Consider the following 25,319-nt stretch of genomic DNA (forward strand, 5'->3'; position numbering starts at 1 on the left):
CCTCTATAGACGTGTGACCTTAACTTCAGGAAGAAGCTGCTGGACAAATTCTTCTGTTCCAAGTTCTTCAGAGAACGCGGTAGCGCTGCCTGATGTCACTCCTAAGCGGAATGCTTCTTCAAGCGGCAGCTGTTTGGAAATACCGGCAAGGAACCCTGCAACGACGGAATCTCCCGCTCCGACTGAGTTTACCAATTTCCCCTTAGGCACGTTAGCAAAGTAAACGGCTTCGTTCGTAAACAGAAGCGCTCCGTCTCCGGCCATGGATACGATTACATGTTCAGCGCCTTGTTCTACAAGCTTTTTCCCATAAGGAACTGCTTCTTCAACAGATGTAATTGTCGTGCCGAACATTTCTCCCAGCTCATGATGGTTAGGCTTCATCAAAAACGGTTTCATTTCTGTCGCTTTTAAAAGCGCCTCGCCTGAGATATCCAGAACAACTCGCGCGTTCTGCTGTTTGCTGGCCTCTGCGATTTTTTCATAAGTATCGTGAGGCAGTGAAGATGGAATGCTTCCTGCAAGGACGACGATATCTCCCTCTTGCAAAGATTGGAACTGTTCTAAAAAGGCTTTGAAATCTTCATCCGAAATTGTCGGTCCCTGCCCGTTAATTTCAGTTTCATCACCAGTTTTCAGCTTTACATTGATACGGGTATCTTCTTTTACTTCAGAAAAAGCTGTTTCCAGGTTTTCTTCCCGCAAAAACGTTTTGATATATTCTCCGGTAAATCCGCCGACAAATCCGAGCGCTTTAGACGGTACATGGTGTCTTTTCAGCAGTCTCGATACGTTGATGCCTTTGCCCCCTGGATACTTTGTATCGTATACGGAACGGTTCAGGCCTCCTACAGTAAAATCTTCAACGTGAACAATATAATCGACAGATGGATTAAGTGTTACAGTGTAAATCATGGTTTCACTACCTTTACGACAGTTTTTTCTTGGTAATTATCGAATGTAAGCTCTTCAGCGTCAGTCGTAATGATTGTTGCGTCGCCTATTCCGGCGAATGCCGAAAATGAAATTTCTCCGAATTTCGAAGGGTCTGCTAAGACGTAAGCGTGTTTTGCCTGTTTGACAGCTTTCTGTTTTAAAAGGGCCTCATCAGGGTCCGGCGTTGTGAATCCAGCCTCTGTATGGACACCGTTTGTCCCCAGAAAACTCTTATCGAATCTGTACTGATCCATGGCAATCAGTGAAGCGCCTCCAATAACCGCGCCCGTTCTGTGCTTTACGTATCCTCCAAGCAGATAAAAAGAAATTTCTTTCCTTATTAATGCTTCGATATGCATCACCCCGTTTGTAACAACGACAATATCTTTGCTTTTATCCATAAAATCAATCATGTGCAAAGTCGTCGTGCCTGCATCAAGATAAATGCAATCCCCTTCTTCTAAAAGTGAAGCCGCTTTTTCAGCAATCTTCAATTTATCGTGAAGGTTTTTGGATGATTTTTCAAGCATATCGGGTTCAAGTCTGATATCGGAAAGCTTGGCGGCTCCCCCATGAACACGCTTTAAAAAACCGCGTTCTTCAAGTGTCGATAAATCTCTTCTGATTGTTGATTCAGAAGCATTTGTCAGATTTATGAGCTCTTGAATTTTTACCACATCATACTTTTCTATTTGATCAATAATCAATTGATGCCGTTCAGGAGTTAGCATGCTTCACCTCCTAATGAAAACGTATTCATTTTGAATACAATTTCATTGTAAACGCTATTTTCAGTTTAGGCAACTAAAATCATTCAAATTCATTCAATAACTATCAAAATCTTTCACGTTTCTCCATATTAACGCATGTCTATAGGGTTTGTAAACTGTAAATTCGACAAAAATAAGGACAATTGTACGACATTTTCTTCTTATTTTAATGAAAAAAGTCTTTTATATTCGTAGTAGAAATCACTAAACATAAAAAAGCCTCATGCATGTTGCATGAGGCTACTCGTAACGCAGAGCTTCAATCGGATCAAGCTTTGCGGCTTTATTTGCAGGAAGCATGCCGAAAATAACACCAATGAGCATACTGAAAAGCACGCCCCCGCATACAACCTGCCAGGATATGAGTGACGGCCAGCCCGCAATGGCAGAAACAAGCGCGGCCCCTCCGTATCCGATTCCAATCCCAATCAGTCCGCCGATAAGCGTCAATACGACTGATTCAATTAAAAACTGAGTCAGAATCTGCCCCCTCGTCGCACCGAGTGATTTTCTGATTCCGATTTCTCGCGTCCGTTCTGTGACTGATACGAGCATAATATTCATAACACCGATTCCGCCGACCAAAAGAGAGATGCCTGCAATTGAGCCGATAATTGTCGTCATAATCGCCGTTACTTTGCCAATTCCGGCAGCAATCTCTTCCATGTTCATCACTTGATAAGAATCCTCTGTCCCATGATTGTTATTTACCAGCTGTGCAGCTTCTTTTCCAGCTGACTTTATGTTGTCTGCTGATTCGACTTGCAATGATACGTTACTGAAATCACTTGTGCCAAAAGAGGATTTCATCATATTAAATGGCACATACATTTCACTTAAACCGAAAGAAAGCAAGCCTGTTTCTTTTTTCAGCACGCCGATAATTTCAACAGGCTGTCCGTTGACCCAGACTACTTCACCGAGAGGGGAGGTTTTATCAAACAGCTCTTCTGCCATCTTTTGAGAGATGACTCCGGCTCTTTTCCCCGCGAGAAAATCATTGTCGGTAAAGGTTCTGCCACTTTCTATTTTTAAAGAATTGACATTCATGTATCCATCGTTTATTCCGTTAATCGTAACATCCGTTTCTTCCTCATGATAACGCGCTGTCATACTCTCAGAAGTGGAGGCAACGACTTGTTTGATGCCCTCTATCTCTTTTAAACCTTTAATATCGTTTTCTGTAAACGTAGATTCTGCTGCGGCGTTCGGATTGCTTGCAAGCTCCTCATCGCTTGGCATGTAGTACAGCTCCACGGTATTTCCCGGACCGCTGATCGACTGCTTCAGCATTTGCTCGCCGCCCTGCCCTACCGCAACGACAACAATGACAGAGCCTACACCGATGATAATACCGAGCATCGTTAAGATCGAACGCATTTTATGAGCAAGGACAGAGCTTAGAGCCATTCTGATATTCTCTAACAGGCTCATTCTCCCACGCTCCTTTGCCCGGAGCTTGCAGGAACAATGTTTCCGTCACGCACCATGATGATCCGATTCGTGCAATCTGCAACCTCCGGCTCGTGAGTAACAAGAACGATTGTCGTCCCCTCGGCATTTAATGCTGTAAATTGATCCATAATCGCCGCGCTTGTTTTCGTATCAAGCGCGCCGGTCGGTTCATCAGCTAAAATCAATTTTGGCTCATTCACGATCGCCCTCGCAATCGCCACCCGCTGCTTCTGCCCGCCCGACAGCTCATTGGGCATGTGGAGCATTCGATCAGCTAACCCGACTTTTTCCAACGCTCTCTCAGCCCGCTCTTGACGTTCTTTTTTGCCTATCCCGGAATAAATCATTGGCAGCTCGACATTTTTTTTTGCATTCAGCCGCGGGAGAAGCTGAAATTGCTGAAATACAAAACCGATGGACCGGTTACGGACTGCCGCCAGTTCTTTATCTTTATAAGAAGAAATATCTTCGCCGTCCAATTTATACGTACCGGAAGTCGGCCGGTCAAGGCAGCCGATAATATTCATGATCGTCGATTTCCCTGATCCAGACGGCCCCATAATCGAGACATATTCCCCTTGATGGATGTCCAAATGAATAGAATGGAGGACATCAAACGTTTCCCTGCCGATCTGATAGCTTTTTCGCACATTAGAAAGCTGAATCATTTATGCTTTCACTTCCGTTCCATCGGTCACCTGATCAGAAGGATTCAAAATGACTTGATCATCTTGAGAAATTCCTTCTTTAATTTCGGTCAGATCATCTGTTACTTCACCGATTTTGACATCAACTCGTTTTGCTTTTCCGTCTTTTACTGTATACACATAATATTGATCATCTTCTTTTTTAACTGCCTTTGAAGGAAGCGTATTTGCTTTCCGCTTATCTGTTTCAATATTCATGATGAATTTAAAGCCAGGCTTTCCTTCTGGAAGCCTCCCTTTTATTTTCACTTGAAGAGGGTATTGGACTGCTTGTTCTGTTCCTTGTGCCGCAGTGCTTTCCTGCTGATCCGGAACAAGTCCGACAGCTGAAACTGTGCCTTTCCATGTTTTATCCTGGATAACATCTGAAGTGAGTGTGACCTTCTGGCCTTTTTTGACTTTCAGTGTATCGTATTCAGACAATTTCCCTGAGACGACAAGGTCTTTTGGGTTGCCGATATGTATGACAGGCTCTTGAATATCTGATTTTTTGGATGCCGCTTCTTGGTTGACAGAAATAACAGTGCCTTCGATTTCGCTTTTCACTTCAAGATCTGATACCCGACTGGCAAGTGACTGCCGCTGAAGCTCGGTTTGTTTTAATTCGATCTCAGCGGTTTTTTCCTGCATTTGAAGCTCCGTTCGCTCAGATTCAATTTGTTTTGCTGCTTCTTTCTTTCCAACCTGTTTTGCCAGTTCTTTTTCTTTATTGTCTAACGCTTTTATCTTTTCTTGAATTTGGTCAATTTGAAGCTGATTCGATTCAGCCGTTAACTGGTTCTGTTCTTTTTCCAAGCTCAGCTGCTCATTTGTATAGGTGACTAAAGGCGTGTCCTTTTTAACTTTATCGCCTTCCTTCACTTTAATGTCTTCTAATGTCCCTTTATCCGCTTCATAGAACACATACTGTTCATTTGAAAATTTAAGTGTGCCGGGAACCATAACCGTTGACGAGATTTCTTTTTCTTCGAGTCTTCCCGTCTGTATATTCTGGCCGGCGCTGCCGCTTGTCGGAGCGGCAGACCGGTATATATTTATTCCAATAAAAAGAGCGACTAAAGCGGCGATTCCAATTCCGATCCAAACTTTTTTCATGAGTTTATGCACCCGCCACAGAATTGATTAAACCTGAAAAGAACGAAAATGCGACCAAAATCCCGAAAAGAACAATCACTGAAATCCATCCTGCTTTTTTTGAGATGCCGCCTGTTTTGTGAAGTCCGATTGCTAGTAATACATAGCTCCATATGCTGAATATCTCAAAGGTGTTCAACACACTGGCGAGAGCTCCGTCAGACGGAATAATTCCTGCCAATGACGTCATACTGTAAAGAGAGCTCGCATCAGTTGTAAAAGCAACGATTCCATTAATCAATAATCCAAGGCTGCTAATCAAAGAGACAAATAGACCGAGAGAAAGCATTTTTTTGTATGACGTAACCCCGCCTGATATTTTCACACAGAGCCAATAAATAAGAGGGGCAATAAATAACGCTGCGATACCGCCTAAAATAGCCCCTGCCATTCCTCCAAATTTGGTTATGGTTGCGACAGTTTCAATTTGTTCAGCTGATAACCCTTGAGTGTCCCCGTTTTTCAAAAGCTCACTATAATCCGTACCGAGTGATTGCAACACCGCGCCAACGATGATAATCGCTGCAACAATAAAAAGCGGTCCCCATACAGCCGGCCTTTCTCTTATTCTTTCAAATTGAACGGCCGGATTTGTGATCACTCCGAAAAGTGACGGCTTTTCAGTCACCATTCCGCTGTTTTTTTCTACATTTGTTTCCATTCCAAAACCTCCTTGAGAATATCTAACAGATCATACGGGAGAAGTATCAAAAAGTTTCATGTTTTTCTAATAAAATTCGAAAAGCCTGCAGTATAACTGAAGGCTTTTGCTCTTATTCTATCGCTGTACTGTATTGCGCTTTCACAAGCCCGGCATAGATGCCTCCTTTAGCGAGCAGCTGCTCATGGTTTCCTTCTTCCATTTTCCTGCCGTGATCAAGAACAATGATGCGGTCGGCGTCGCGGATCGTGGACAATCTGTGGGCGATCATCACTGCTGTACGCCCTTTCAGCAACGTTTTCAAAGCTTGCTGAATTTTCACCTCCGTCTCTGTATCAATACTTGCCGTTGCTTCGTCGAGGATGATAATAGCCGGATCGGCAAGCAATGCTCTTGCAAAGGAAATGAGCTGGCGCTGTCCGGCAGACAGTACGCTGCCCCTTTCCTCCACCTCTGTTTTGTATCCTTCTGCTAAACCAGATATAAACTCATCCGCTCCGACCGCTTGGGCAGCTTTCATCACCTCTTCGTCTGAAGCACCCGGCCGTCCAAAACGAATATTTTCCATGATGGTCCCGGAGAAAATAAATGTATCTTGCAGCACAATGCTAATCTGAGAGCGCAAACTGGCAAGAGAAAGATCCTGAATCGGAATACCGTCTATTTTAATCGCGCCTCCCGTGGCATCATAAAAACGGCTGATTAAGTTGGCGATCGTCGTTTTCCCGCTTCCCGTATGCCCGACAAGCGCAAGCGTCGAGCCCGCCGGGATAGAGAAGGAAACAGCGTGAAGGGCTTTTCGTTTTTCATCATAGGAAAATTCAACCTCTTCAAAGCTGATCTCTCCATTTATCGTTTTCTTATGAATGGCATCCGGCTTCTCCTTGACATTTGGCTGTTCGTCCAGAAACTCAAAAATCCGCTCTGATGATGCCATCCCCATTAACAGCTGGTTGTAGACCTGGCCCAGTCTCGAAATAGGTTCCCAAAACATGCCCAGATAGAAGGCAAAAGAAACGAAGACGCCAATCGTGATGGTTTCATTCATGATGAGTGTGGCGCCATACCAAATTAAGACAGCTGTTCCAATCGCATTCGTCATTTCTACCAGAGGACGGAACATGGCATTTTTTCTTGTTGCTTCCTGCCAAGATTGATAGTTCTCGTGATTAACGCCGTCAAAATACGCCATGTTTTCTTCTTCCTGCGTAAATGCCTGTGTGACACGGATGCCCTGAATGCTTTCATTCAAATGAGAGTTTAGCTTCGATTGCTTTAGACGCACCGATTGCCAGGAGCGGCGTATTTTTTTCCTTAGACTTGTTGAAATAAAAAACATAATCGGCAGTGTCACCATGATGGCGATAGTCAGCTCAGGACTCAGCGTAAACAAAATGATAATAACGCCGGCCAAAAGCAGCAAGTCCGTCAATAAGTTGATGACTCCGCTTGTAAAGAGCTCCTGAAGAGAGTTAATATCATTCATAACCCTGACCAAGATCGACCCGGCCGACCGCTGATCAAAAAATCGGTGGGATAAGCGCTGCACATGGGTAAATAAATGCTGCCGCAAATCGTATATCACATGCTGGCCAAGCTGATTCATCCACCTGATTCTTAACACATTGGCGGCATAATTGAGGACATATAAACCGCTAATGATGAAAATGAGCTGGATCAGCAGTCCCGAGTTTCTCGCTGTAATGGCTTGATCGAGAACATAAACGCCGATCAGAATAGGAATCACAAGCTTTACAGCAGTCCCAATCAATACGGTGAGAAAGGAAAGCGGCAAAATTGTTTTTCGATATGGTTTGACATAGCTCAGCAGCCGCCACATTTGAGCCCAGTTAAACGGCTTTTCAATGATTTCATCTGAAGAATAATAGAAACGCTCCAAAATCCCCTGTTTTTTTGCTTGTTTCATATGGCCCTCCCTATCCGACCTGATGCGGCTCATTGATCAATTTGACATCACGGTATTGCAAATCGTAAATCTTTTTATAATAGCCGCCTTTTTCAAGAAGCTCTTGATGTGTTCCCCTTTCACAAATGCGCCCCTTATCAAAAACGAGAATTTCATCGGCGTGTTTCAGTGAAGAAATGCGGTGAGCGATGATAAAGGTTGTGCGGTTTTTCATGACTTCTTTTAAGGCAAGCTGTATGCTGTGCTCCGTTTGCATATCTACTGCACTTGTGGCGTCGTCCAATATTAAAATGCTCGGGTTCAAGCAAATGGCTCTCGCAATGGCAATACGCTGTTTCTGTCCGCCGGAAAGCCCCATTCCCCTCTCTCCCAGCATGGTGTCATATCCGTCAGGAAGCTCCATAATAAAGTCGTGAGCCTGCGCCCTTTTTGCGGCTTCGATGATGTCTTCCATTGAGGCATCCGGCCTCCCGTACGAAATGTTTGCTCGAATCGTAGATGAAAACAGAAAAGATTCTTGAAGTACGACCCCGATATTGGAGCGAAGGGTTTTTAATGAATAATCTGTGAGGGGCTTGTGATCAATGGTAATCATTCCGCCAACAGGGCTGTAAAATCTGGTGAGGAGCTGTGTAACTGAGCTTTTGCCTGAACCTGTCGGGCCCAATAGTCCGATTACCTTCCCGCTGTTTGCCTCAAAGCTTACATTGCGCAGCGCGTTTGTTTGTTCTTTTCCGTATGCAAGAGAAACATTTTTGAAATGGACATTGCCGGTTAATTTTTGTTTATGCAAAACATGAGCATGGTCTGTGATGTCTTCTTCTTTTTCCAGAATTTCCAGCAGGCGTTCACCTGACGCTTTTGCTTGAGAGAACATATTGATTACAAAACCTAAGTTCATAATCGGCCACATCATATAATTCACGAGGCTGAAAAAAGCGACAAGCTCGCCGGGATTAAGCTGATTTTGCATGACCAAGTAGCCGCCATATGAGAGGAGAGCTACAATACAAATATTACCGATGAACTCCATTAAAGGGAAATACGCAGACCAAATGGATGATGTTTGTAAATACTGTGCCCTGTATTCCGCATTAGCCTTATTAAAAGTGCTGATCTGAAAATCTTCTCTGGAAAGAGATTTCACCGTATTGATGCCGCTGATATTTTCCTGAACTTTTGTATTGAGTGTTGCAAACGATTTGCGGATGCCTCTAAAGGCCGGATGGACCCTTTTGTCAAACTGATATACAGCAACAGCGAGAAATGGCAGAACAGCTATTGTTACAAGCGTAAGTGGAACAGAATAGTAAAACATGACCGACAGGCTGATGGCGACCAGCAGGACGAATCGAATGAGCTCAGCGAGACCGTATGATAAGAAAAAACGAAGCCCTTCAACATCAGCTGTCAGCCTGGACATCAAATCACCTGTTTTCGCGTTATCATAATAAGAAAAAGAAAGCCGCTGCAGTTTTTCATAGAGGCCATTTCTCAGCCGATAAACGGATTTGATCCCGAACATATCACCTAAATATTGGTGAAAAAAAGTGGCGGTTCCTTTCATGGCCATTACCGCAATAAATCCTAAACTGACCCATGCTGCAAGCTGATACTGCCTCCCCAGCACGATTTCATCAATCGTAATTTGCAGGATAATCGGGTAAACGACAGTAATCGCAGTCATCAAAAGCATGGCGAGAAGCGACCACATAAACACCTTTCTGTACGGCCAATAAAACATTTTTAATCTTTTAAATGTCTCCATATCCAGCACCTTTCTCGTTTATATCTTCTTTACTATATCGATACCCGAAATAAATTTCTATTGTTTTTCAAAAATTCAGTCTAATGTTGGAGTGAGTCTCTTACTTTATAGGGAGTCCCTTATGTAAAATAAACGCTTACAGAAAATCATTGTATGCTGGGAGTACTTGGGGATATGCGAATGAAGCACAAAAAAACCGGACGGCTGAGTGCCGTCCGGTTTTCATCCACCGCTGACCGGCGGAATGATGGCTACCGTGTCACCTGAAGATACAGAAGTATTTTCCTTTACATAGCTTTCATTAACAGCAATCATAGCTGTATCAATGGATGCAAGGCCGTATTGTTCTTTTAGATTCGCTTTTATTTCGTCTGTAGTTGCTTGTTCCATATCTATTTCCAATGCTTGTTTGCCAGCCTGTTCAGCAAGCCCTGCAAATAAAAGAATTTTAATCATGCTGCTCTCCCCCGCTTAGATCTGGTTTTCCGTTCGGATAAGCTGTTGTTTCAAGCTGATCGCCGATCCATTGCTCACCGTCTTCCCAAATTTCTTTTTTCCAAATCGGCACAATCTGTTTAATTCGTTCGATCGCATACTCATTGGCTTCATAAGCAGCTTTTCGATGGGGAGATGATACAGCGATCACTACCGCTGCTTCACCGATATCCAGCACACCTATACGGTGCGTGATCGCAGCTGAAGCACCTTCCCATTTTTCTTCGATTTCAGCGCCGATTTGAGCCAGCATTTGTACGGCCATCGGTTCATATGCCTCATATTCCAGCCGAACCGTTCTTTTTCCGTTTGTCCATTCCCGAACCGTGCCAATAAATGTCGTAATTGCCCCTGCTTCCCGTTTCTCCACTTTTTTGATAATGTCTTCAGTAATAATAGGTGTTTTCGTGATCTCAAACCGTTCCATTATGCAGATTCCCCCTTCAGCTGTGAAAGCACAAAATCCACGGCAACCGGATCATCCGCATGAAAAACGGGTAATCCCTGATGCTCTATCATATGCTCTTTTTTTCTATAGATGATGGCGATTGTATTTACTGCCTGCAGCGCTTCTAGATCTTCCTCTTTGCTTAGTATAACCACTTTAGGATAAGGGGCTTTTTTAAAGCCTTCAATCAGAAGGCAGTCTGTTTCTAAAAACCGATATAACTCAATCAGCCGCGGCAAATCCCAATTGCGGCGGGCTGTCAGCTGTAACACACCAGCACCTTCTACTGCTGTCACATCAGCACCTGCCGCTTGATAACGGTCAGTGTCTTTTCCTTCAGTGAACGTTTGCGGTTCACCGCCATGACCGTGATGCTTCAGGCAGCCTAATTTGAGCCCCTGTTCAAAGGCTTTTTCAAGGATGCGCTCGATAAATGTTGTTTTCCCGCTGTTTTGAAATCCTACAACTTGGACGATCGGGAAAGGACGGACCAAGGCCATTCACTTCCATTCTCTTCTCTGATGAGCAGCACTTGAACCGTTCTGCCTGATTCATATCCTCTCGTGCCGCCCGGCAGGATAATAAACGCATTTGCTTCTGCAAGTGACGTGACGGAGCTGGACTTATCTAATCCGACGGGTTCCGCCAACAGCTTTCCCTCCTGATGATATACGAAAGCACGAACAAATCGGGTAAAGGGGTTCGGCTTTGGAAAATCCTTAGTCAAAACAGCTTCCGCACAAATCGAATGAGGTTTTTCATTGAGAAGCCATGTCTGGATCATCGGTTTGACAAACAGTTCAAAGCCGACATAGCATGCCGACGGATTACCCGACAGGCCAAACAGCAGCATTTCGTTTGCATGCGCCACCGTCGTCACGCTGCCCGGTCGCATGGCAACTTTATTAAAGAGCACGTCCGCTCCGAGTTTTTCATAGATCGCAGGCAAAAAGTCAAAATCACCAACCGACACACCGCCAGTTGTAATCAGAAAATCAACCTTTTTCATCGCTTCTTTGACCGCGGCAAAGCTTTTATCCAGATCATCAGAAATTTTCCCTAAATAAAGCGGTGATGCGCCTGCTTCTATTACTTGCGCATACACCATACTGGCATTGCTGTTGCGGATTTTCCCCGGCTCCAGCGGATCACTGACATTCAGCAATTCGGTACCGGTTGCGATAATCCCGACAACAGGCTTTCTCACGACAGGCACAGATGCGTATCCGAACGTTGCCAAAAGCGCAGTCACTCCTGGTGTCACTCGGGTGCCCTTTCTCAATAAAACACTCCCTTTTTGAGCGTCTTCACCTGTTTTTGAAATATTATCCCCTGGCTGAAAACGGCGTTTTAAAGACATAAACGCCTTCCCATTCTTCTCAAAGGGTTGAGTCAGCTCAATCATGACGACAGCATCAGCCCCTTCAGGGATTTGCGCGCCAGTCATAATCCGCACGGCCTCAAACGGGCCAAGTTCTTTTTCAGATACAGCCCCCGCTCCGATATGGTCAATGACTTCAAACCGAACCGGGTTCTCACGTGAAGCTTCAGCCGTATCGCACGCTCTGACGGCAAAACCGTCGTATGGTGAACGGTCAAATGCGGGTACGTGGTGATCTGCTGTTACGTCTTCAGCTAAAAATCGATGAAGGCTGTCTTCAAGCGCCACCCATTCTGTTTCCCCTTGTTTTTGAAAATGGCAGACACGCCGAACTGCCTCGTCTACCGGTATCGGTGTTCTTTTCTCCAGCATTCTGACCCCTCCAGTTGTTACAATCCAATTACTCTTGCCAACACGGAATTGGCTTCTTTCACATCATTTGTTCCATGCACCAGTGCACGTCCGTCATTGAAGATGACGATTCTGAAATCCTCGTAAAAAATATGCAGCAAAAACGCATTGGCCTCGACCTTGCCAATTGTTTTCAGCCGCTTGATGAGCTCCTGTTTCGGAATTCTTTTTAATGACTCCGACCTTACCTGAACTGTATCACGGCCGCACAGTACAGCGGCTTTTGGTGTGTTCCAGTCTTGGAGATAAGGATAAACCGCATGTGTTCCGCAAGACGGGCAATCCTCACGGCGTACATGATTAACGTTAATCTTCATATGCGAGTTGTTCCAGACATCGAATGTCACAAAACCGCGCTGTATCGCGTCTGTTTGGCCGGTTAGCAGCTTTAAAGCCTCAGCCTGCTGATAGGCAGAAACGATATGCACAGCGGGCGGAATGATGCCAGCAGTATCACACGTCGCCCCCCCGACAGGAATTTGCTCAAACAAACAAGATAGACAAGGGGTTTCTCCCGGAATAATCGTCATGAACATCCCTTGGCTGCTTACACAAGCGCCATAGACCCACGGTGTCTTTGTTTTCTGGGCAAGATCGTTTATCAGCATGCGGGTTTCAAAATTATCTGTCGCGTCGATCACGACATCTGCTTTTTCAATCAGCGGTTCAAGCGTTTCGGCCGTTCCTTCGGCAACATGGGCCTCAATATGTATTCCGCTGTTAATCACTGAGAGATGCTCTTTGGCAGCCATGGCTTTCGGCATGCGGAGCTTGGCATCGCTTTCTGTATAAAGCTGCTGCCTCTGCAGATTGCTCCACTCCACATAGTCACGGTCAATAATGGTAATGGTGCCGACTCCCGCTCTCGCAAGCCCTTCAGCTCCTGCAGTGCCAAGCGCCCCTGCTCCGACAACCAGGACATGGCTGTCTCCCAGTCTTTTCTGGCCCTTTTCCCCTATTTGTTTAAATCTGATTTGCCGTGAATAACGCTCCTCCATCAAACCTGTTCTCCTTATCTTTTATGTCATCTTAACATGTTTTTGCCCCATCAGTCCCACCTGAAGGAGTCCGTTTTTTCTTCCAAACAGTTAAAATCCTCACGTGTATTAACGTTGATAAACTCAGCCGGATTTGCCCCAATTTCTTCAGCGTGTACGTAACAAACCGAAATTCGATCTAACAAATCTGAAATTCTTAATCTCTTCTCAGAAAGCTGATCATATAGAATGGGCATGATTCTTTTATGGTAAATTGCAATCAATGGCTGCTCCCGTCCGTCTGAAATCGGGACGACTGCGTCCGTACCGACAGTCATCAGACGCTTGAGCTCCAGCATCGTCCTTCTTTGTATCAGCGGCGTGTCACAGGAAAGAACAGTATAAAGATCACCGTCTGTCTTTTTAAAAGCGGTATATATACCAGCCAATGGCCCCATGCCTTGAAAAGGCTCAGCATCTTGATACACTTCATTTTCACCGTTTTCTTGAAATCTATCAATAAACTCAGGACGGCTGATGATAACCATATGTTCTCCAAGCGCCCTTTTGGCCCATTCGTAAAACATCTGGCCCTTCCATTTCACAAACGCCTTCGGTTCTCCGAAGCGCCGTGAGGCTCCCCCTGCCAGCAGTACGTTTATATGCTCCATGTCATCTCACCTCTAGTTCGTTAAAAGCATAGCAAAAGCAAAGCCCCGACGCCACTGCTTGTCTGTTTATTAAAGAGGAATAGCTGTTCAGTATTTGCATATTGTAGTGTTAACATCATGAGGGAGATGGTTCGAATGAAAAGATCAGGTCCTTTTTTCCACGACGTGTCTCAGGAGAACCTTTACTTAAAATCAGAGCTTTCAAGGTGCCATAAGCTGATTGCCGAACTTGAAGCAAGCTACTTCCATCAGAAAAATAACAAACTGCTCAAAGAAAATAACGATATGAAAGAAAAACTCCAGCAGCTGTCTGCCGAATTAACAAACATGTCAACGAAAGAAAAACACGCCTCCCATACCAGCCATACCCTGCACCAAATAAGAGCTGAACTGCTTGATAAAATCGTTGCTTTGCAGGAGCTACTTTCTGCTGAAACCTACAAACGCAAAGCCGAAATCCAAGAAAAACATAAACTTCATATCGCTAAAATTAAAATTGAAGAAGAAAATAAACATCTGCATCAACGAATCAGCCATCTTCAGGCCTCTATTGAGCAGAAACAGAACTCACTGCTTCAAGCAAAACAGCAAACCGAAATGATAAAAGCCGAAAACGGCCGTCTAAAAGAGCAAATGGTAGAAAAAGAATATCAGCTAAAACATATCAAAATAGAAGTTGATCATATGAAAGACCGAATCATAGAAACGAAAGAAAGGCTGCTCGAAATAGAAAAAATGAAAGAAAAATTATTTCACGAAACTATTATATCGTATAAACGGCAGCTTGATGAAAGCGATGCCTGGATTGCTTCTCATTTTGCCGATATTGATGGCGGCACGAAACAAACAGAAAAAACGGAAGAAGAAGCTCCAGCGGTCTACGCGCAGCCAAATCATGTAGAAACCATACTTGAAGATGTCACCAAACAGATACATGCACTTCAAAAACAGCTCGTCCGCGCTCAATCATCAGACCAGTCCATGAGTCATACAATCGAAGAGCTGAAAAGCAGAGCCGCTGAGGAAAAACCTTATCAAAAGTGGGTATATAAGCTCAATCTTGAAAAAGAAAACAAACCTTCACAGAAAAAAACTCAATAAAAAACTGCTTGAGCACTACGCCAAGCAGTTTTTCTGTATGTTTATTCATTTGCTGATTCTGCAGATTCAGCTGATTCGATTTCACCTTCTAAAATGTACTGGCCGCGATACGGTTTTTTCACTTCCGGGTACATTTTAATTAAGCTTTGCATAAACGTTGTCATATTAGGGATTTCAAGACCGCTTTCTTTTTCAATCTCTTTTTGAAGCTCGGAGCTCTTAATCGCCGCGTTGTGGCGTTTTAATGTTTTAATGGCAGCTTCACGCAGCTTAGCTGCTTTCGATCCCGGTCTTGCCGTTCCTCTTCTTCTTCGTGTTGTTCCGTCAGGTATACCGGCAGGAAGAGAGGAAATAGATTGAAGCTGAGGCTGTACAGACTGCTGTTGTGATTGCGGCTGATAGCTTCTGATTTCCTGAGCCGCAAGCTCAGCAAGAACCGGCAGAGAGTCAGTTTTTCGTTCAGAACGGAAATCCTTTTTGACTTCGGAAGGGCTTCCATTTCTGTCCAGCTCTCTTAATTTTGCGTATATTTTATCACGTTCGATTTGATATTCACGAATGACTTTCACTTCAGCTTCATTTAATTGTTCTAATCGTAAGCGCAAAGCTTCTCTTTCATTAAACATTCCTCAATGTACCCCCTATCAAAATTAACATCTTTAATTAAGATATTAGATTACAAAAGTAATTTTATCAACTATTATTTTAGCATTTTACTATTATATTTACTCTATGAAAAATTCCTTATTTTCTGAAAATGTTTCATTTTTCAAAAGAGTCCTTTATTCACAAGGGGTTGAGGGTCTTTCGAATTCAATTGGTATAATGTTGAAAATATATATTTTACTTACTTCTTTAATGAAATTTAGTGTAATATCTACAATTTTCGAGTTATGGGATATGAAATTTATCTAAAATTGAGGAAAAACATAAAAAATTAGCAGTTTTTTTTGCGTATCAATCAAACAAATCACCATTTCCTATGCCTAAATTTGGAAAAATAAGCTTCTTACTCTTCTCCGATTACTTTCTTGCACAAATAAAAAAACCTGAAGAGATCAGGTTTTTTTATGAAGAGCTATTCAGATGCCTGTTCTGTTTCAGCGAGAACGCGATTCACACGTTTTTCAAGCATTTTCATGCCGCTCCCTCCGGCTTGGAAGTGACGGAGCTGTCCTGTTTGATCAAACACATAGTATGCAGGCACATATTCATTTTCAAATGCATCGGTTAAAGCATGATCACTGTCGACAAAAATCGGCTGAGTAATGTCGTGTTCAGCAGCTACATCTTTAATTTTTTCGAGATCAAGGTCATCTTCGGAACGAGGCATATGCACAGCTACAACGTTCAGTTTATCTTGATATTTATCACGAAAATCATTCACTTGCGGCATCACTTCTTTGCACAGATGGCAGCTGATGGACCAGAAATGAATAAGCGTCGGCTTTTCCCCGATCAATTGCTCTCTCGTTACTTCACCATTGAACCAAGCTTTTTCCCCTGTTAATTCAGGCATTGGCTGACGTAATTTCATTGCTTTTCCCTCCTATTAAACAGAAAGGCCTAACGAATATGTTAGACCCTTTTTCGTTCTTAGAAAGAATTAAAGTGTTTTTTGGCCTGGTTTCCAGTTGGCCGGGCAGAGTCCGCCAGTTTGCAGCGCTTGAAGAACACGAAGCGTTTCATCAACATCACGGCCAATGTTATTATGGAAAACCGTTTGATATTGGAGCTCGCCTTCAGGATTGATAATAAACAATCCCCGCAAGGCCACACCTTCTTCTTCGATTAATACGCCATATTCACGGGATACCTCGTGGTTTGTATCAGCAGCAAGCGGATATTTCAGCTGGCCAAGGCCGTTTTCTTTTCGGTCTGTATTAATCCACGCCAAATGAGTATGGATTGTATCAGTAGAAACCCCGATTACTTCTGCATCAAGATCTTCGAATTCGTCATAGCGGTCAGACATTGCTGTAATTTCTGTCGGACAAACAAAAGTGAAATCCATTGGATAGAAGAACAGCACTGTCCATTTGTCTTTTTTCATGTTTTCCTCAAGACTGACTTTGCCAAATTCTTTACTTGCAAGGACTGCTTCCATTTCAAAACGAGGAGCTTGTTTACCTACCATACGTTCCGCCATATGTATCCCTCCAATTTATAGTTTGGCTTAAACAGCCGGATTCACATGAAAATAAAGGATTTTTATCCATATTACGTTAATAACATCACAATGCCCATTATATAGGAGGAGATTTCCTGAGTCAATTTTTAACAAATCTTGCATGTCTTTGGCTTCGACATTTTCAAATAAAACGTTTAACATGTTCATGTATAGGGTAACAAATCTCAACGTGCAGCAATCAATTCAGAAAAGGAGCACCAACATGGATTTTATTAAACAATACGATTGGGCGGGACTGATTACAAATGCAGGTGTTCTGCTCATTAAACTCGTCATTATGATATTGCTCTATTTTATCGTTCGATCATTAGGCATGAAAATCATTAAACATCTGTTTGCAAAATTCGAGGAGCAGAACAGCTTGTCTATCGGACGTGCACATACGCTCCGAAGCCTGACTCTTAACATATTTGCTTACATACTGATTTTTATATTCTTCGTCATGGTTCTGGATCTGTTTCATTACGATCCAAGCGCCCTTTTAGCGGGAGCAGGAATTGTCGGACTGGCTGTCGGATTTGGCGCCCAAGGGCTTGTCAGCGACATCGTGACAGGTTTTTTTATTCTGCTTGAAAAACAATTGGATGTCGGAGATTATATTACCGTTTCCACCTTTAACGGAATTGTCGAGCAGGTTGGCTTAAGAACAACTCAAGTCCGCAGCTTTGACGGAACACTGCATTACATCCCAAACAGAAACATTACAAACGTGAGCAATCATTCTCGGGGAACAATGCAGGCTCTGGTTGATATTAAAGTGCCGACTGAAAGAAACATTGATGAAATGATCCACATTTTACAGCAAGTATGTGATGAAACGGCAGCCGCTCTCCCGCAAATAAAGGAAGGCCCCAATGTCATCGGAATCCAAGAACTGGGAACCTCTGAAATTGTGATCAGAATCATCGCCAAAACAGAAAATATGGAACAGTGGCGGGTCGAGCGAGTGCTGAGAAAAGAAATAAAAAACGCGCTTGACCGCGCTTTTCCTAAAGAAACAGAATAAATAAAAAGAACCGAAGCTCTTTGCTTCGGTTTTTATTTTACTGAATTCTGCTTTCAACTTCGCTGCAAATTTCTTCAGCAGTCATCCCGGAAGCTGTAATGACAGGTGCTTGTGTTACCGTATCGGCTATCCCTTGCACATTATTATCAAGACCTGTTACGACACAGCAGTCACAGCCTTTTGCATCGGCAGGGCTTTTCATCATTACAACGTCATATCCTTTTTCTTTTAATGCAGCTTCTACATCTGATAACGATTGTTCAATTCCTATTTTTTTAGCCATATTGAACACCTCCGTTTACTAGAGTGCTCATTTTATGGAATTTTATTCTTTCATTTGTACTTAATTGGCATAAACAGAAAAATAACCTGTCATGACGTTAACCGCTGTTTCTATCGCATTTTCATCAGGATTCAGCTTTGCGTGATGAAGCCCGTGTTCAGAATCAGCGCCGAGCCAAAACATGAAGCCGGGATATTTTTTCAGCATGTAGCCAAAATCCTCTCCAGTCATTGCTTCTTTTGCTTCAATTACTGTTGCCAGTTGATGTTCAGCAACGAAAGACATAAATTCTTCTGTCAGTCCGCTCGTATTGTAAACTTGGTGATACACAGACGGATATGTCACTTTTCCTTTGCAGCGGAACCCAATTTCAATTCCTTTTACCAAATCTTCAATCCGTTCCTTTACCTGCTTCATCGATTCTTCAGAAAGCGTACGGATCGTGCCTTCCAGGTGAGCTGTTTGCGCGATGATATTTTGCGCTGAACCGCCGGTAATGGTACCAACTGTAATGACGGCACTGTCCAGCGGATCTGTGTTTCTAGAGATGATCGTTTGCAGCTGGGTGACAAGTGTGCTTGCTGCTACAACCATGTCCTCAGCCAAATGCGGATAGGCTGCATGTCCCCCTTTGCCTTCCAGATCGATGACAAGCTCTGATGTATTCGCAAAAAGGAGGCCGCTTTTTGTCGAGATGGTGCCTACAGGCAGCTCTGGAGCAATATGCAGCGCAGTGATGAAATCAGGCTGCCACTTTTTTAATACATCGCTCTCGAGCATTGGTTCTGCACCGCCAGGCCCTTCCTCTGCGGGCTGGAACAGAAAAAGCAAATCATGTTTGACCGGGTGGTGAACAAAATGGTCAATAATGCCGAGTGCAATCGTCATATGCAAATCGTGTCCGCAGGCGTGCATGTTGCCGTGATGCTCTGATGCGAATGGAAGACCGGTCTGCTCTTCAATGGAAAGTGCGTCGATATCCGCTCTGTACGCCAGCATTTTTTCCGGCGCCGTCCCGTTCACCTTTACAAAAAGCCCTGTTCGCCATTTCTCAATTTCAACTCTGTCTTGCGGGTACTGTTCCAAGACATTTAATAAATACTGTTGGGTTTTGAACTCCTGAAATCCAAGCTCCGGTATACGGTGCAGATCTCTGCGGATTGCGATGAGCTCCTCTTTCTTCATTTTCATTCCTCCTGCCTATACGAATAAGGCGTGGATATATTATCCACGCCCTTTTTATCAAATCATTCCTTACAGCTGGCGTAATTCCTGCTTGATTTCAGTTTTGCCTTTTGTTTTCTCATCAATGTCCTTGATTTTTTTAGCAGGTGTTCCTGCAACAACAGTGTATGGCTCAACATCGTTTACTACGATCGCTCCCGCAGCAACAACGGCTCCTTTACCTACTGTTACGCCTTCAAGCACAACGGCATTTGCGCCGATCACAACGTCGTCTTCAATGACAACCGGTTTAGCGGATGGCGGCTCAATAACGCCCGCAAGTACAGAACCCGCGCCGATATGGCAGTTTTTACCGACAGTAGCTCGTCCGCCCAGTACAACGTTCATATCAATCATTGTACCTTCACCGATGACTGAGCCGATATTGATAGAAGCACCCATCATGATGACTGCGTTATCACCGATTTCAACTTGGTCGCGGATGATCGCGCCCGGCTCGATACGCGCTTTGATATTTTTAAGATCAAGCGTTGGAATCGCAGAATTGCGGCGGTCATTTTCAACCACATAGTCTTCGATTTTGCTTTGATTTTCTTCAATTGCTGTTTGGATTTCGCTCCATTCACCGAAAACGACACCAGTGTTTCCGTTGATAAAAGCTTTCGCAGATTCGCCGAAATTGATTCCTTCCAGCTCACCTTTCACGTAAACCTTTACAGGTGTAGATTTTGTACTATTTTGAATAAATGAAATAATTTCATTTGCGTCCATCATTTTCATATGTAAAGTCCTCCTCCTGATTTTCTACCTCATTACTGTATCAAAGGAAAGATACAAAGACAAGAAAAAAAGGAACAGCCGCTTTAGCAGTTCCCATTGGGTGATCAGACAGCGCATCCGCTTTTCTTTGCGAATTGTCTCCCGAACTCCATTAATTCTTCCTCTTCTTCACCTTCTGGATTATTTTCGATTTTTACCGAAGGCAGAACAATTTCGCCTCCGCGTTCTTTTATTTTTGCTTCAAGCGTATCAACCGCTCCGCAGAAAAATTCATATGCTGTATCACCGGAACCGAATACAGCGCATGTTTTGCCGGAGAAATCAATCTCATCCATGTCTTCAGCAAGGTCTAAAAATTCATCAGGCAGATCTCCGTCACCCCACGTATAGGTTCCCATAATGATATGATCATAGTCGTTAAACAGCTGTGCATCATCAATATCCATCGCTTCGAAACGGTCTGCTTCCGCTTCCGCCTCCTGAAGCCCCTTTTCAATCAAATCAGCCATTGCTTCAGTGTTGCCTGACATTGTTGCATAAACGAGCAATATCTTCCCCAATTCTATTTTCCTCCTCTAATGAATCATTGCTGAAACTTCGTACGGTTGGACAAATTTACATTCATACAAGCCTGCACAAAAGAAATTCTCTTTCTGATTGGCCACTCTCCACCCATGCCCTTTAATGGTATCGAACCATTTTAACGCCCTGGCTTCGAGATCAGCCTGGTAAATTCTCGAATAACCATTTTCATCTTGCGTGGTGGTAACATATATGATTCCATCATCCTCTGAAATATCAAGAAATGATTCTTCTTTTCTGATCATGCTGGATTGTATGGTGAATTCTTCGTCAGTCAAAATATTCCTAACAGTGACAGCACCGTGCTTTCCTTTCACAGAACCCAACGCCGCCACCAGCCAATTTTCATTGAACAAGAGCATGGATGCCGTCATCCGGCTTTCTTCTTTCTTAACGATTTGGACAGTGTCACGTTTAAAGTCGTAAGCCCAAATGCCTCCAAAATATTCGTGTATTTGTGTGCCGATGAAAAGACTGCCGCCGTGCACGCATAACGAACGGATAACAGGCGGGTTATCAAAATCCGCAAAAGGCTTGGCTACACGCCACGAAACCCCAAAATCATCCGATACATAAATGCAATGCTTGCCGTGGGCGCAGACAAACCCGTCGTTTCGCCCGGTAATCGCCCACACTGTTGCATTTGTCGGAAAGCTAGACATCGTCCAGGTTTTCCCTTCGTCAGACGAGCGAATGACCGTTCCCTTTTCACCTACGCCAAATAAGTACGGCCCTATGTAACTGATGCAATGAATTTTGCTTTTCAAACGAAAAAGCTTTCTCCAGCCCTGCTCCAAGGAATAATGAAAAATGCCTTCTCTTTGTACCGCCACAAAATAACCAGAAAATGCCGACGCCGTGACAGCAGTCGCTCCTTTATGAAACATGGCTTTTTTCCTTGTTCATATAATCTGCCCATGCAAGAAAACCTCTCGCAAACGCTCGGCAGCTTTCCACATCTTCATCTGTCTCAGGCGCCAGTTCGATTTTTAATGTTTCCTGATAAACAGCTGCTCCCGCCTCTTGCAGCATGGCACTGAACAAATTGACCGCTTCACAAAACTTTGGATAAGAATAATCACCAGATCCGAAGCAGGCTGTTTTTAAGCCATTAAGCTGAAGCTGTTTGACCTCATCAAAAAAATCCTCCGCTTCGTAAGGCAGGTCGCCGTCGCCCCATGTATATGTGCCAATCAGCACATAATCATAGGATGTCAGAACAGACACATCCGCATCATCTATCTCGACACAATCGATATCCAACTCATATTCCTGAAGCGTTTCTTTTATAATTGCAGCAATGTCTTCTGTATTTCCTGACATGCTGGCATATGTAATCAAGGCTTTAGCCATGTTATCACCTCATCAATTGATAATGATTTTCAATATCATATGTATCACTTTAAATGATAATGATTTTCATTGTCAATATATAAATAAAAAAAGACAGCATATCGCTGTCTTTAAAATGGATTTTCCTGATCCAGCATATCCTTTATCACTTGTACAAAAGCTTGAACTTGCTTCAGCTCAAAGGCAGGTTCATAGCCTAATAGCCATGTATCCCGTCCGATTGGTTGCTCCTTCGTGTCTAACAGAGGCATTTTGTTGACTTTATCTTCGTTTTGCAGGGTAACAGACGGCAAAATGGCATAACCAATTCCGTGCAACGCCATCTGTTTGCACGTTTCAATCTGATCAACCAATATTGTCTGTTTTGGAGACGTTTTAAATTTTTGATGCCACCAGTGCTGAATTTCCTGAAAATAAGTGCTGTCGCTTTTAAATTGGATAAACGGCCGTTCTGTATGGGCAATGTCTTCGATGCAGGAAATTTCAGTGTCCACTAAATAAAGGTGATCTGTCATTAAGTAATCTTTACGGCCCTTCCACTCAGGGTTGCCTCTTATAATGCCGATATGAACCTGATCCTCATATAAGCTTTTCAGCATTTCGCTGCTCCAGCCGGTAATGAGCGAGACCTTTGCATTCGGATACTTTTCCACATACGTCTTCAGGACTTTAGGGAGCCAATGCTGGCCGATTATGGAGGCGACGGCAAGCTTCAATGTGCCGTGAATTTCACCTTCAAGCTCATCAATATTTTCTCTTATTCTTTCCTGCTCTAACGTCACATCATTCGCAAACTGAATGATTTTCTCACCGGCCGGCGTTACCGTTAATCCTTTTTGGGATCTTAAAAAGATTTTTGTGCCCCACGCCTTTTCAATTGTTTGTAAGCGCTGAGATAAAGCCGGCTGAGATACAAAAAGCCGTTCCGCCGCCTTTCTCATATTTAACTCCTCAGCTAAAACTACGAGCATATGAAGCTCTTGAAGCTGCATGTCGTCCTCCTTTTTATGATCAATAAGTTTTTCTTATCTCCCATTCTAATAAAATCTTTGTTTCTGATTCAAGCCCTATTCTGGTTTAAATTATGTATGCGCTTTCTTTGTTGCTCTGCCAATATAATAAAAATAGGCCGTAAAGCCTACTTGTTTAATGAGCGTATGTGCTTATTCAATTCCTTCAAAACCACTCTTCTCGTAAAAATTCCTTCAAACACCTGTTCATCATTTTCAACACAGACAAATCCGTTATTAATGACCATGCCGAACCCCTTCATAATTGGATCATTTATATGAAGACGCGGAATATCGGTGACCATGACTTCCTCGACAGTAATCTGGTCAAGCTTTTCAAATTCAATTCGCTCAAGTCCGAAAATGCTGTTCATGATCATATTTGTACCGATTAAACCATGTAAACGATAGGAAGCATCAAGAACTGGAATGGCTGTGTATCCGGTTTTTGTCAGCACTAATAATGCGTGCTCAAGGTTATTGCCGACTTGAACGTGCGCTACTTTGTCCGCCTCAATCATAAATTGTCCGACTGTTGCCTCAAGAAGCTGGTCTGATTGTAAGCTTATCATGTTTTCGACCCCTTTTCATTTTCATCAACAATACATTCCCTATATTACAATAATATAAACTTTATCAGTATTTGTCGAAAAGTTTCCTTTCAATAAAAAAGATACTCTTTGTGCGAGTATCAATTATAGGGTGCTCCATTAATTTTCAAATCGAAATCGGTCGTATAGCGTTACAAGTTTTTTGTAGGTGGTTCCGTCAACGTTTTTGGTTCCTGTCTCTATATCGTTGATCTCACTGCTTAAAAGCTCGATGGCATATTCATGGTTGATCAGGATATTCAGCAGAAGTTTTTGTTCTTCTTCTGTAAATCGTTCACCGATAAGACTCATTCGTAATCAGGCCCCCTGTTTTATACTGAATACCTCTGAAAGCAAGACAACTTACTTTCAGCTCTACCGCTAGAATAAGTAATCAGAAAACAAACGTCAACCGCATAATTCGACATTTCCCTTGGCTTTTCAGCCGGAATTATTTTGTGAAACGATTTGCATAGCTGAAGGCAGTGTATGAATCCGGCTTTATTTTCGCCTCAATCCCCATGGAAGTAATACGTCCTGTCATTTCTTGGATCAGTTCTTTTGTAAGCCCTTTTTTCCCAATATCCAAATGAACCTCAAAGGTAAGATCCGCCCCCTCACCGGTAAAGGGCAGGAGCAGATCGGTAATATCCATTAAGTGCCCATCAAGAATATGAGCGGCCGTTTCTTGGCTGTACGCCGTTTCTAACGAAATCTTCTCCCGAAGGCTATGTATGGGTCTGTCGACTGTATGATTTTTCAAGCAGCCCCAAGCTCCCTTGCCTGTACGATGCAAATGCAATGCGGTAATAAACTTTGTGTAATCGCGGTAGACCTGTGAATCGGTTCCGATCGATAACACATAGGAAGAACGGGGGTCCTTTCGAACAAAGGCTTTAAGCCGTTCCATCACATCTTGAAAGGTCATCTGTGCTTCTGAAAGATTATAAAACAGAAAAGAATCAGCCATGACGACACTCCTTTTCAAGGATTTACAACCATGAAACAAGTATGTTCCTTATCGTTTATTGCGATTACTTTTTTGCAAAAGCGGAAGCTTGTTCACCCTATATCAGGAATCTTACTGAAGAAGTTCAAAGATTTCGATGGAAACCATGTCGATATTATCAAACGGATATGTGTTAGGTTTTTCACCTTTTTGGAAAACCGTCAGCTCAAACGTTTGATTTTTTTCGAAATATTTAACACTGCATATTTTCTCACCATTTACTTCGAAATAACGCTGCATTGGCTCGTTAGCCGCTTCCGCTGTTTCTTGCAGACTTTGCAGCCGTGTGATGATACCCATTAATTGTGACATTCTAAAAAAAGACTCCTTTCAAAAAGCAACTTCAAATCAACAAGTATTTATTATAATACAAGTTCTATTGAGCATCATACCATAAAGTCGTACAGGATGGCATTTTCACTGCTGAATTTAAGAAAAGAAAAAATGTGAAAAAACTATTTTTAATTAGTTTGAGGCTTTTTTTGGAA

30 protein-coding genes are annotated in these 25,319 nt (G+C 43.2%); 2 read left to right on the top strand and 28 right to left on the bottom strand.

Translation table 11 applies throughout. The features are described 5' to 3' along the window. Positions 1-3 precede the first annotated feature (3 nt). From pfkB to BSI_RS10585, 14 genes are all read right to left on the bottom strand, one after another. Positions 4-915, bottom strand: coding sequence for a 1-phosphofructokinase (gene pfkB, locus BSI_RS10650; protein ID WP_003238876.1), 912 nt, complete (start codon positions 913-915; stop codon positions 4-6). Continuing rightward, entirely contained in the window at positions 912-1,667 is a 756-nt protein-coding gene (locus tag BSI_RS10645; RefSeq protein ID WP_003218720.1) for a DeoR/GlpR family DNA-binding transcription regulator, read from the bottom strand. The genes pfkB and BSI_RS10645 overlap by 4 nt, the downstream gene beginning before the upstream one ends. Positions 1,668-1,946: 279 nt before the next feature. After that, positions 1,947-3,140: a sporulation-delaying-protein transporter subunit SkiZ gene (gene skiZ / locus BSI_RS10640; protein ID WP_003238879.1), complete on the bottom strand. Its 1,194-nt coding sequence runs from the start codon at positions 3,138-3,140 to the stop codon at positions 1,947-1,949. Further along, on the bottom strand, positions 3,137-3,829 hold the full coding sequence (gene yknY, locus BSI_RS10635) for an ABC transporter ATP-binding protein YknY (protein WP_003238881.1): 693 nt from the start codon (positions 3,827-3,829) through the stop codon (positions 3,137-3,139). The genes skiZ and yknY overlap by 4 nt, the downstream gene beginning before the upstream one ends. Then, a complete protein-coding gene (locus tag BSI_RS10630; RefSeq protein ID WP_003238883.1) occupies positions 3,830-4,963 on the bottom strand; it encodes an efflux RND transporter periplasmic adaptor subunit in 1,134 nt (377 codons plus the stop codon). A 4-nt stretch (positions 4,964-4,967) separates the two neighbouring features. Next, positions 4,968-5,663, bottom strand: coding sequence for a YknW family membrane protein (gene yknW, locus BSI_RS10625; RefSeq protein WP_003238885.1), 696 nt, complete (start codon positions 5,661-5,663; stop codon positions 4,968-4,970). A gap of 112 nt (positions 5,664-5,775) precedes the next feature. Continuing rightward, entirely contained in the window at positions 5,776-7,590 is a 1,815-nt protein-coding gene (locus BSI_RS10620; protein WP_003238886.1) for an ABC transporter ATP-binding protein, read from the bottom strand. Positions 7,591-7,600: 10 nt separating this feature from the next. Continuing rightward, the gene (locus BSI_RS10615) at positions 7,601-9,358 is read right to left on the bottom strand and encodes an ABC transporter ATP-binding protein (protein WP_003238888.1); all 1,758 of its coding nucleotides are present in this window, start codon (positions 9,356-9,358) and stop codon (positions 7,601-7,603) included. Between the two features lie 222 nt (positions 9,359-9,580). Then, positions 9,581-9,814 carry a molybdopterin converting factor subunit 1 gene (gene moaD / locus BSI_RS10610; RefSeq protein ID WP_003238889.1) on the bottom strand — a complete coding sequence of 78 codons (234 nt, stop codon included), beginning with the start codon at positions 9,812-9,814 and terminating at the stop codon, positions 9,581-9,583. Next, positions 9,807-10,280 (bottom strand): molybdenum cofactor biosynthesis protein MoaE, encoded by a 474-nt coding sequence (locus BSI_RS10605; RefSeq protein ID WP_003238892.1) that lies wholly within the window; start codon positions 10,278-10,280, stop codon positions 9,807-9,809. Before BSI_RS10605 ends, moaD begins: the two co-directional genes overlap by 8 nt. Further along, positions 10,280-10,801 carry a molybdopterin-guanine dinucleotide biosynthesis protein B gene (gene mobB, locus BSI_RS10600; protein ID WP_003238894.1) on the bottom strand — a complete coding sequence of 174 codons (522 nt, stop codon included), beginning with the start codon at positions 10,799-10,801 and terminating at the stop codon, positions 10,280-10,282. The genes BSI_RS10605 and mobB overlap by 1 nt, the downstream gene beginning before the upstream one ends. Continuing rightward, on the bottom strand, positions 10,762-12,054 hold the full coding sequence (locus BSI_RS10595) for a molybdopterin molybdotransferase MoeA (RefSeq protein WP_003238895.1): 1,293 nt from the start codon (positions 12,052-12,054) through the stop codon (positions 10,762-10,764). Before BSI_RS10595 ends, mobB begins: the two co-directional genes overlap by 40 nt. 17 nt (positions 12,055-12,071) lie before the next feature. After that, a complete protein-coding gene (locus tag BSI_RS10590; RefSeq protein WP_003238897.1) occupies positions 12,072-13,091 on the bottom strand; it encodes a molybdopterin-synthase adenylyltransferase MoeB in 1,020 nt (339 codons plus the stop codon). Between the two features lie 50 nt (positions 13,092-13,141). Next, positions 13,142-13,741, bottom strand: coding sequence for a molybdenum cofactor guanylyltransferase (locus tag BSI_RS10585; RefSeq protein ID WP_003238898.1), 600 nt, complete (start codon positions 13,739-13,741; stop codon positions 13,142-13,144). Positions 13,742-13,876: 135 nt separating this feature from the next. On the opposite strand from BSI_RS10585, the gene BSI_RS10580 reads away from it, so the two are divergent. Continuing rightward, the gene (locus tag BSI_RS10580) at positions 13,877-14,842 is read left to right on the top strand and encodes a coiled-coil domain-containing protein (RefSeq protein WP_032732099.1); all 966 of its coding nucleotides are present in this window, start codon (positions 13,877-13,879) and stop codon (positions 14,840-14,842) included. Between the two features lie 41 nt (positions 14,843-14,883). On the opposite strand, the gene rok is transcribed toward BSI_RS10580, so the two are convergent. The 3 genes from rok to ahpA all read right to left on the bottom strand — a co-directional run bounded on the left by rok (position 14,884) and on the right by ahpA (position 16,991). Next, positions 14,884-15,468 carry a transcriptional regulator Rok gene (gene rok, locus BSI_RS10575; RefSeq protein ID WP_003238902.1) on the bottom strand — a complete coding sequence of 195 codons (585 nt, stop codon included), beginning with the start codon at positions 15,466-15,468 and terminating at the stop codon, positions 14,884-14,886. A 452-nt stretch (positions 15,469-15,920) separates the two neighbouring features. Further along, the gene (locus BSI_RS10570) at positions 15,921-16,379 is read right to left on the bottom strand and encodes a TlpA disulfide reductase family protein (RefSeq protein WP_003238903.1); all 459 of its coding nucleotides are present in this window, start codon (positions 16,377-16,379) and stop codon (positions 15,921-15,923) included. A gap of 69 nt (positions 16,380-16,448) precedes the next feature. Next, positions 16,449-16,991, bottom strand: a complete 543-nt coding sequence (gene ahpA, locus BSI_RS10565; RefSeq protein WP_003238905.1) for a biofilm-specific peroxidase AhpA — start codon at positions 16,989-16,991, stop codon at positions 16,449-16,451. Positions 16,992-17,235: 244 nt separating this feature from the next. Between ahpA and mscT the strand changes: the two genes are divergently transcribed. Continuing rightward, on the top strand, positions 17,236-18,039 hold the full coding sequence (mscT, locus tag BSI_RS10560; protein ID WP_003238907.1) for a small-conductance mechanosensitive channel protein MscT: 804 nt from the start codon (positions 17,236-17,238) through the stop codon (positions 18,037-18,039). 37 nt (positions 18,040-18,076) lie between these two features. On the opposite strand, the gene BSI_RS10555 is transcribed toward mscT, so the two are convergent. The 11 genes from BSI_RS10555 to BSI_RS10505 all read right to left on the bottom strand — a co-directional run bounded on the left by BSI_RS10555 (position 18,077) and on the right by BSI_RS10505 (position 25,143). Continuing rightward, complete coding sequence (locus tag BSI_RS10555; protein WP_003238909.1) at positions 18,077-18,322, bottom strand: YkuS family protein; 246 nt, start codon at positions 18,320-18,322, stop codon at positions 18,077-18,079. 60 nt (positions 18,323-18,382) lie between these two features. Beyond that, entirely contained in the window at positions 18,383-19,507 is a 1,125-nt protein-coding gene (locus BSI_RS10550; RefSeq protein ID WP_003238911.1) for an N-acetyldiaminopimelate deacetylase, read from the bottom strand. Between the two features lie 69 nt (positions 19,508-19,576). Further along, positions 19,577-20,287 (bottom strand): 2,3,4,5-tetrahydropyridine-2,6-dicarboxylate N-acetyltransferase, encoded by a 711-nt coding sequence (gene dapD / locus BSI_RS10545; RefSeq protein ID WP_003238912.1) that lies wholly within the window; start codon positions 20,285-20,287, stop codon positions 19,577-19,579. A gap of 104 nt (positions 20,288-20,391) precedes the next feature. Then, a complete protein-coding gene (locus BSI_RS10540) occupies positions 20,392-20,847 on the bottom strand; it encodes a flavodoxin (RefSeq protein WP_003238914.1) in 456 nt (151 codons plus the stop codon). A 15-nt stretch (positions 20,848-20,862) separates the two neighbouring features. Beyond that, entirely contained in the window at positions 20,863-21,756 is an 894-nt protein-coding gene (locus BSI_RS10535) for a WD40/YVTN/BNR-like repeat-containing protein (RefSeq protein ID WP_003238916.1), read from the bottom strand. After that, on the bottom strand, positions 21,746-22,222 hold the full coding sequence (locus BSI_RS10530) for a flavodoxin (RefSeq protein WP_003238918.1): 477 nt from the start codon (positions 22,220-22,222) through the stop codon (positions 21,746-21,748). The genes BSI_RS10535 and BSI_RS10530 overlap by 11 nt, the downstream gene beginning before the upstream one ends. Positions 22,223-22,332: 110 nt before the next feature. Next, positions 22,333-23,214, bottom strand: coding sequence for a transcriptional regulator CcpC (gene ccpC, locus BSI_RS10525; protein WP_003238920.1), 882 nt, complete (start codon positions 23,212-23,214; stop codon positions 22,333-22,335). A 146-nt stretch (positions 23,215-23,360) separates the two neighbouring features. Continuing rightward, positions 23,361-23,804 (bottom strand): cyclic-di-AMP-binding protein CbpB, encoded by a 444-nt coding sequence (cbpB, locus tag BSI_RS10520; RefSeq protein WP_003238922.1) that lies wholly within the window; start codon positions 23,802-23,804, stop codon positions 23,361-23,363. A 138-nt stretch (positions 23,805-23,942) separates the two neighbouring features. Continuing rightward, positions 23,943-24,134: an AbrB antirepressor AbbA gene (gene abbA, locus BSI_RS10515; protein WP_003218673.1), complete on the bottom strand. Its 192-nt coding sequence runs from the start codon at positions 24,132-24,134 to the stop codon at positions 23,943-23,945. A 139-nt stretch (positions 24,135-24,273) separates the two neighbouring features. After that, positions 24,274-24,792, bottom strand: a complete 519-nt coding sequence (locus BSI_RS10510) for a ribonuclease H-like YkuK family protein (RefSeq protein WP_003218672.1) — start codon at positions 24,790-24,792, stop codon at positions 24,274-24,276. Positions 24,793-24,903: 111 nt separating this feature from the next. After that, positions 24,904-25,143 carry a YkuJ family protein gene (locus BSI_RS10505; protein ID WP_003218671.1) on the bottom strand — a complete coding sequence of 80 codons (240 nt, stop codon included), beginning with the start codon at positions 25,141-25,143 and terminating at the stop codon, positions 24,904-24,906. Between the last annotated feature and the right edge of the window lie 176 nt (positions 25,144-25,319).

Origin of the sequence: Bacillus inaquosorum KCTC 13429, assembly GCF_000332645.1 — a bacterium.
In the GTDB taxonomy this organism is placed as follows: Bacteria; Bacillota; Bacilli; order Bacillales; family Bacillaceae; genus Bacillus; species Bacillus inaquosorum.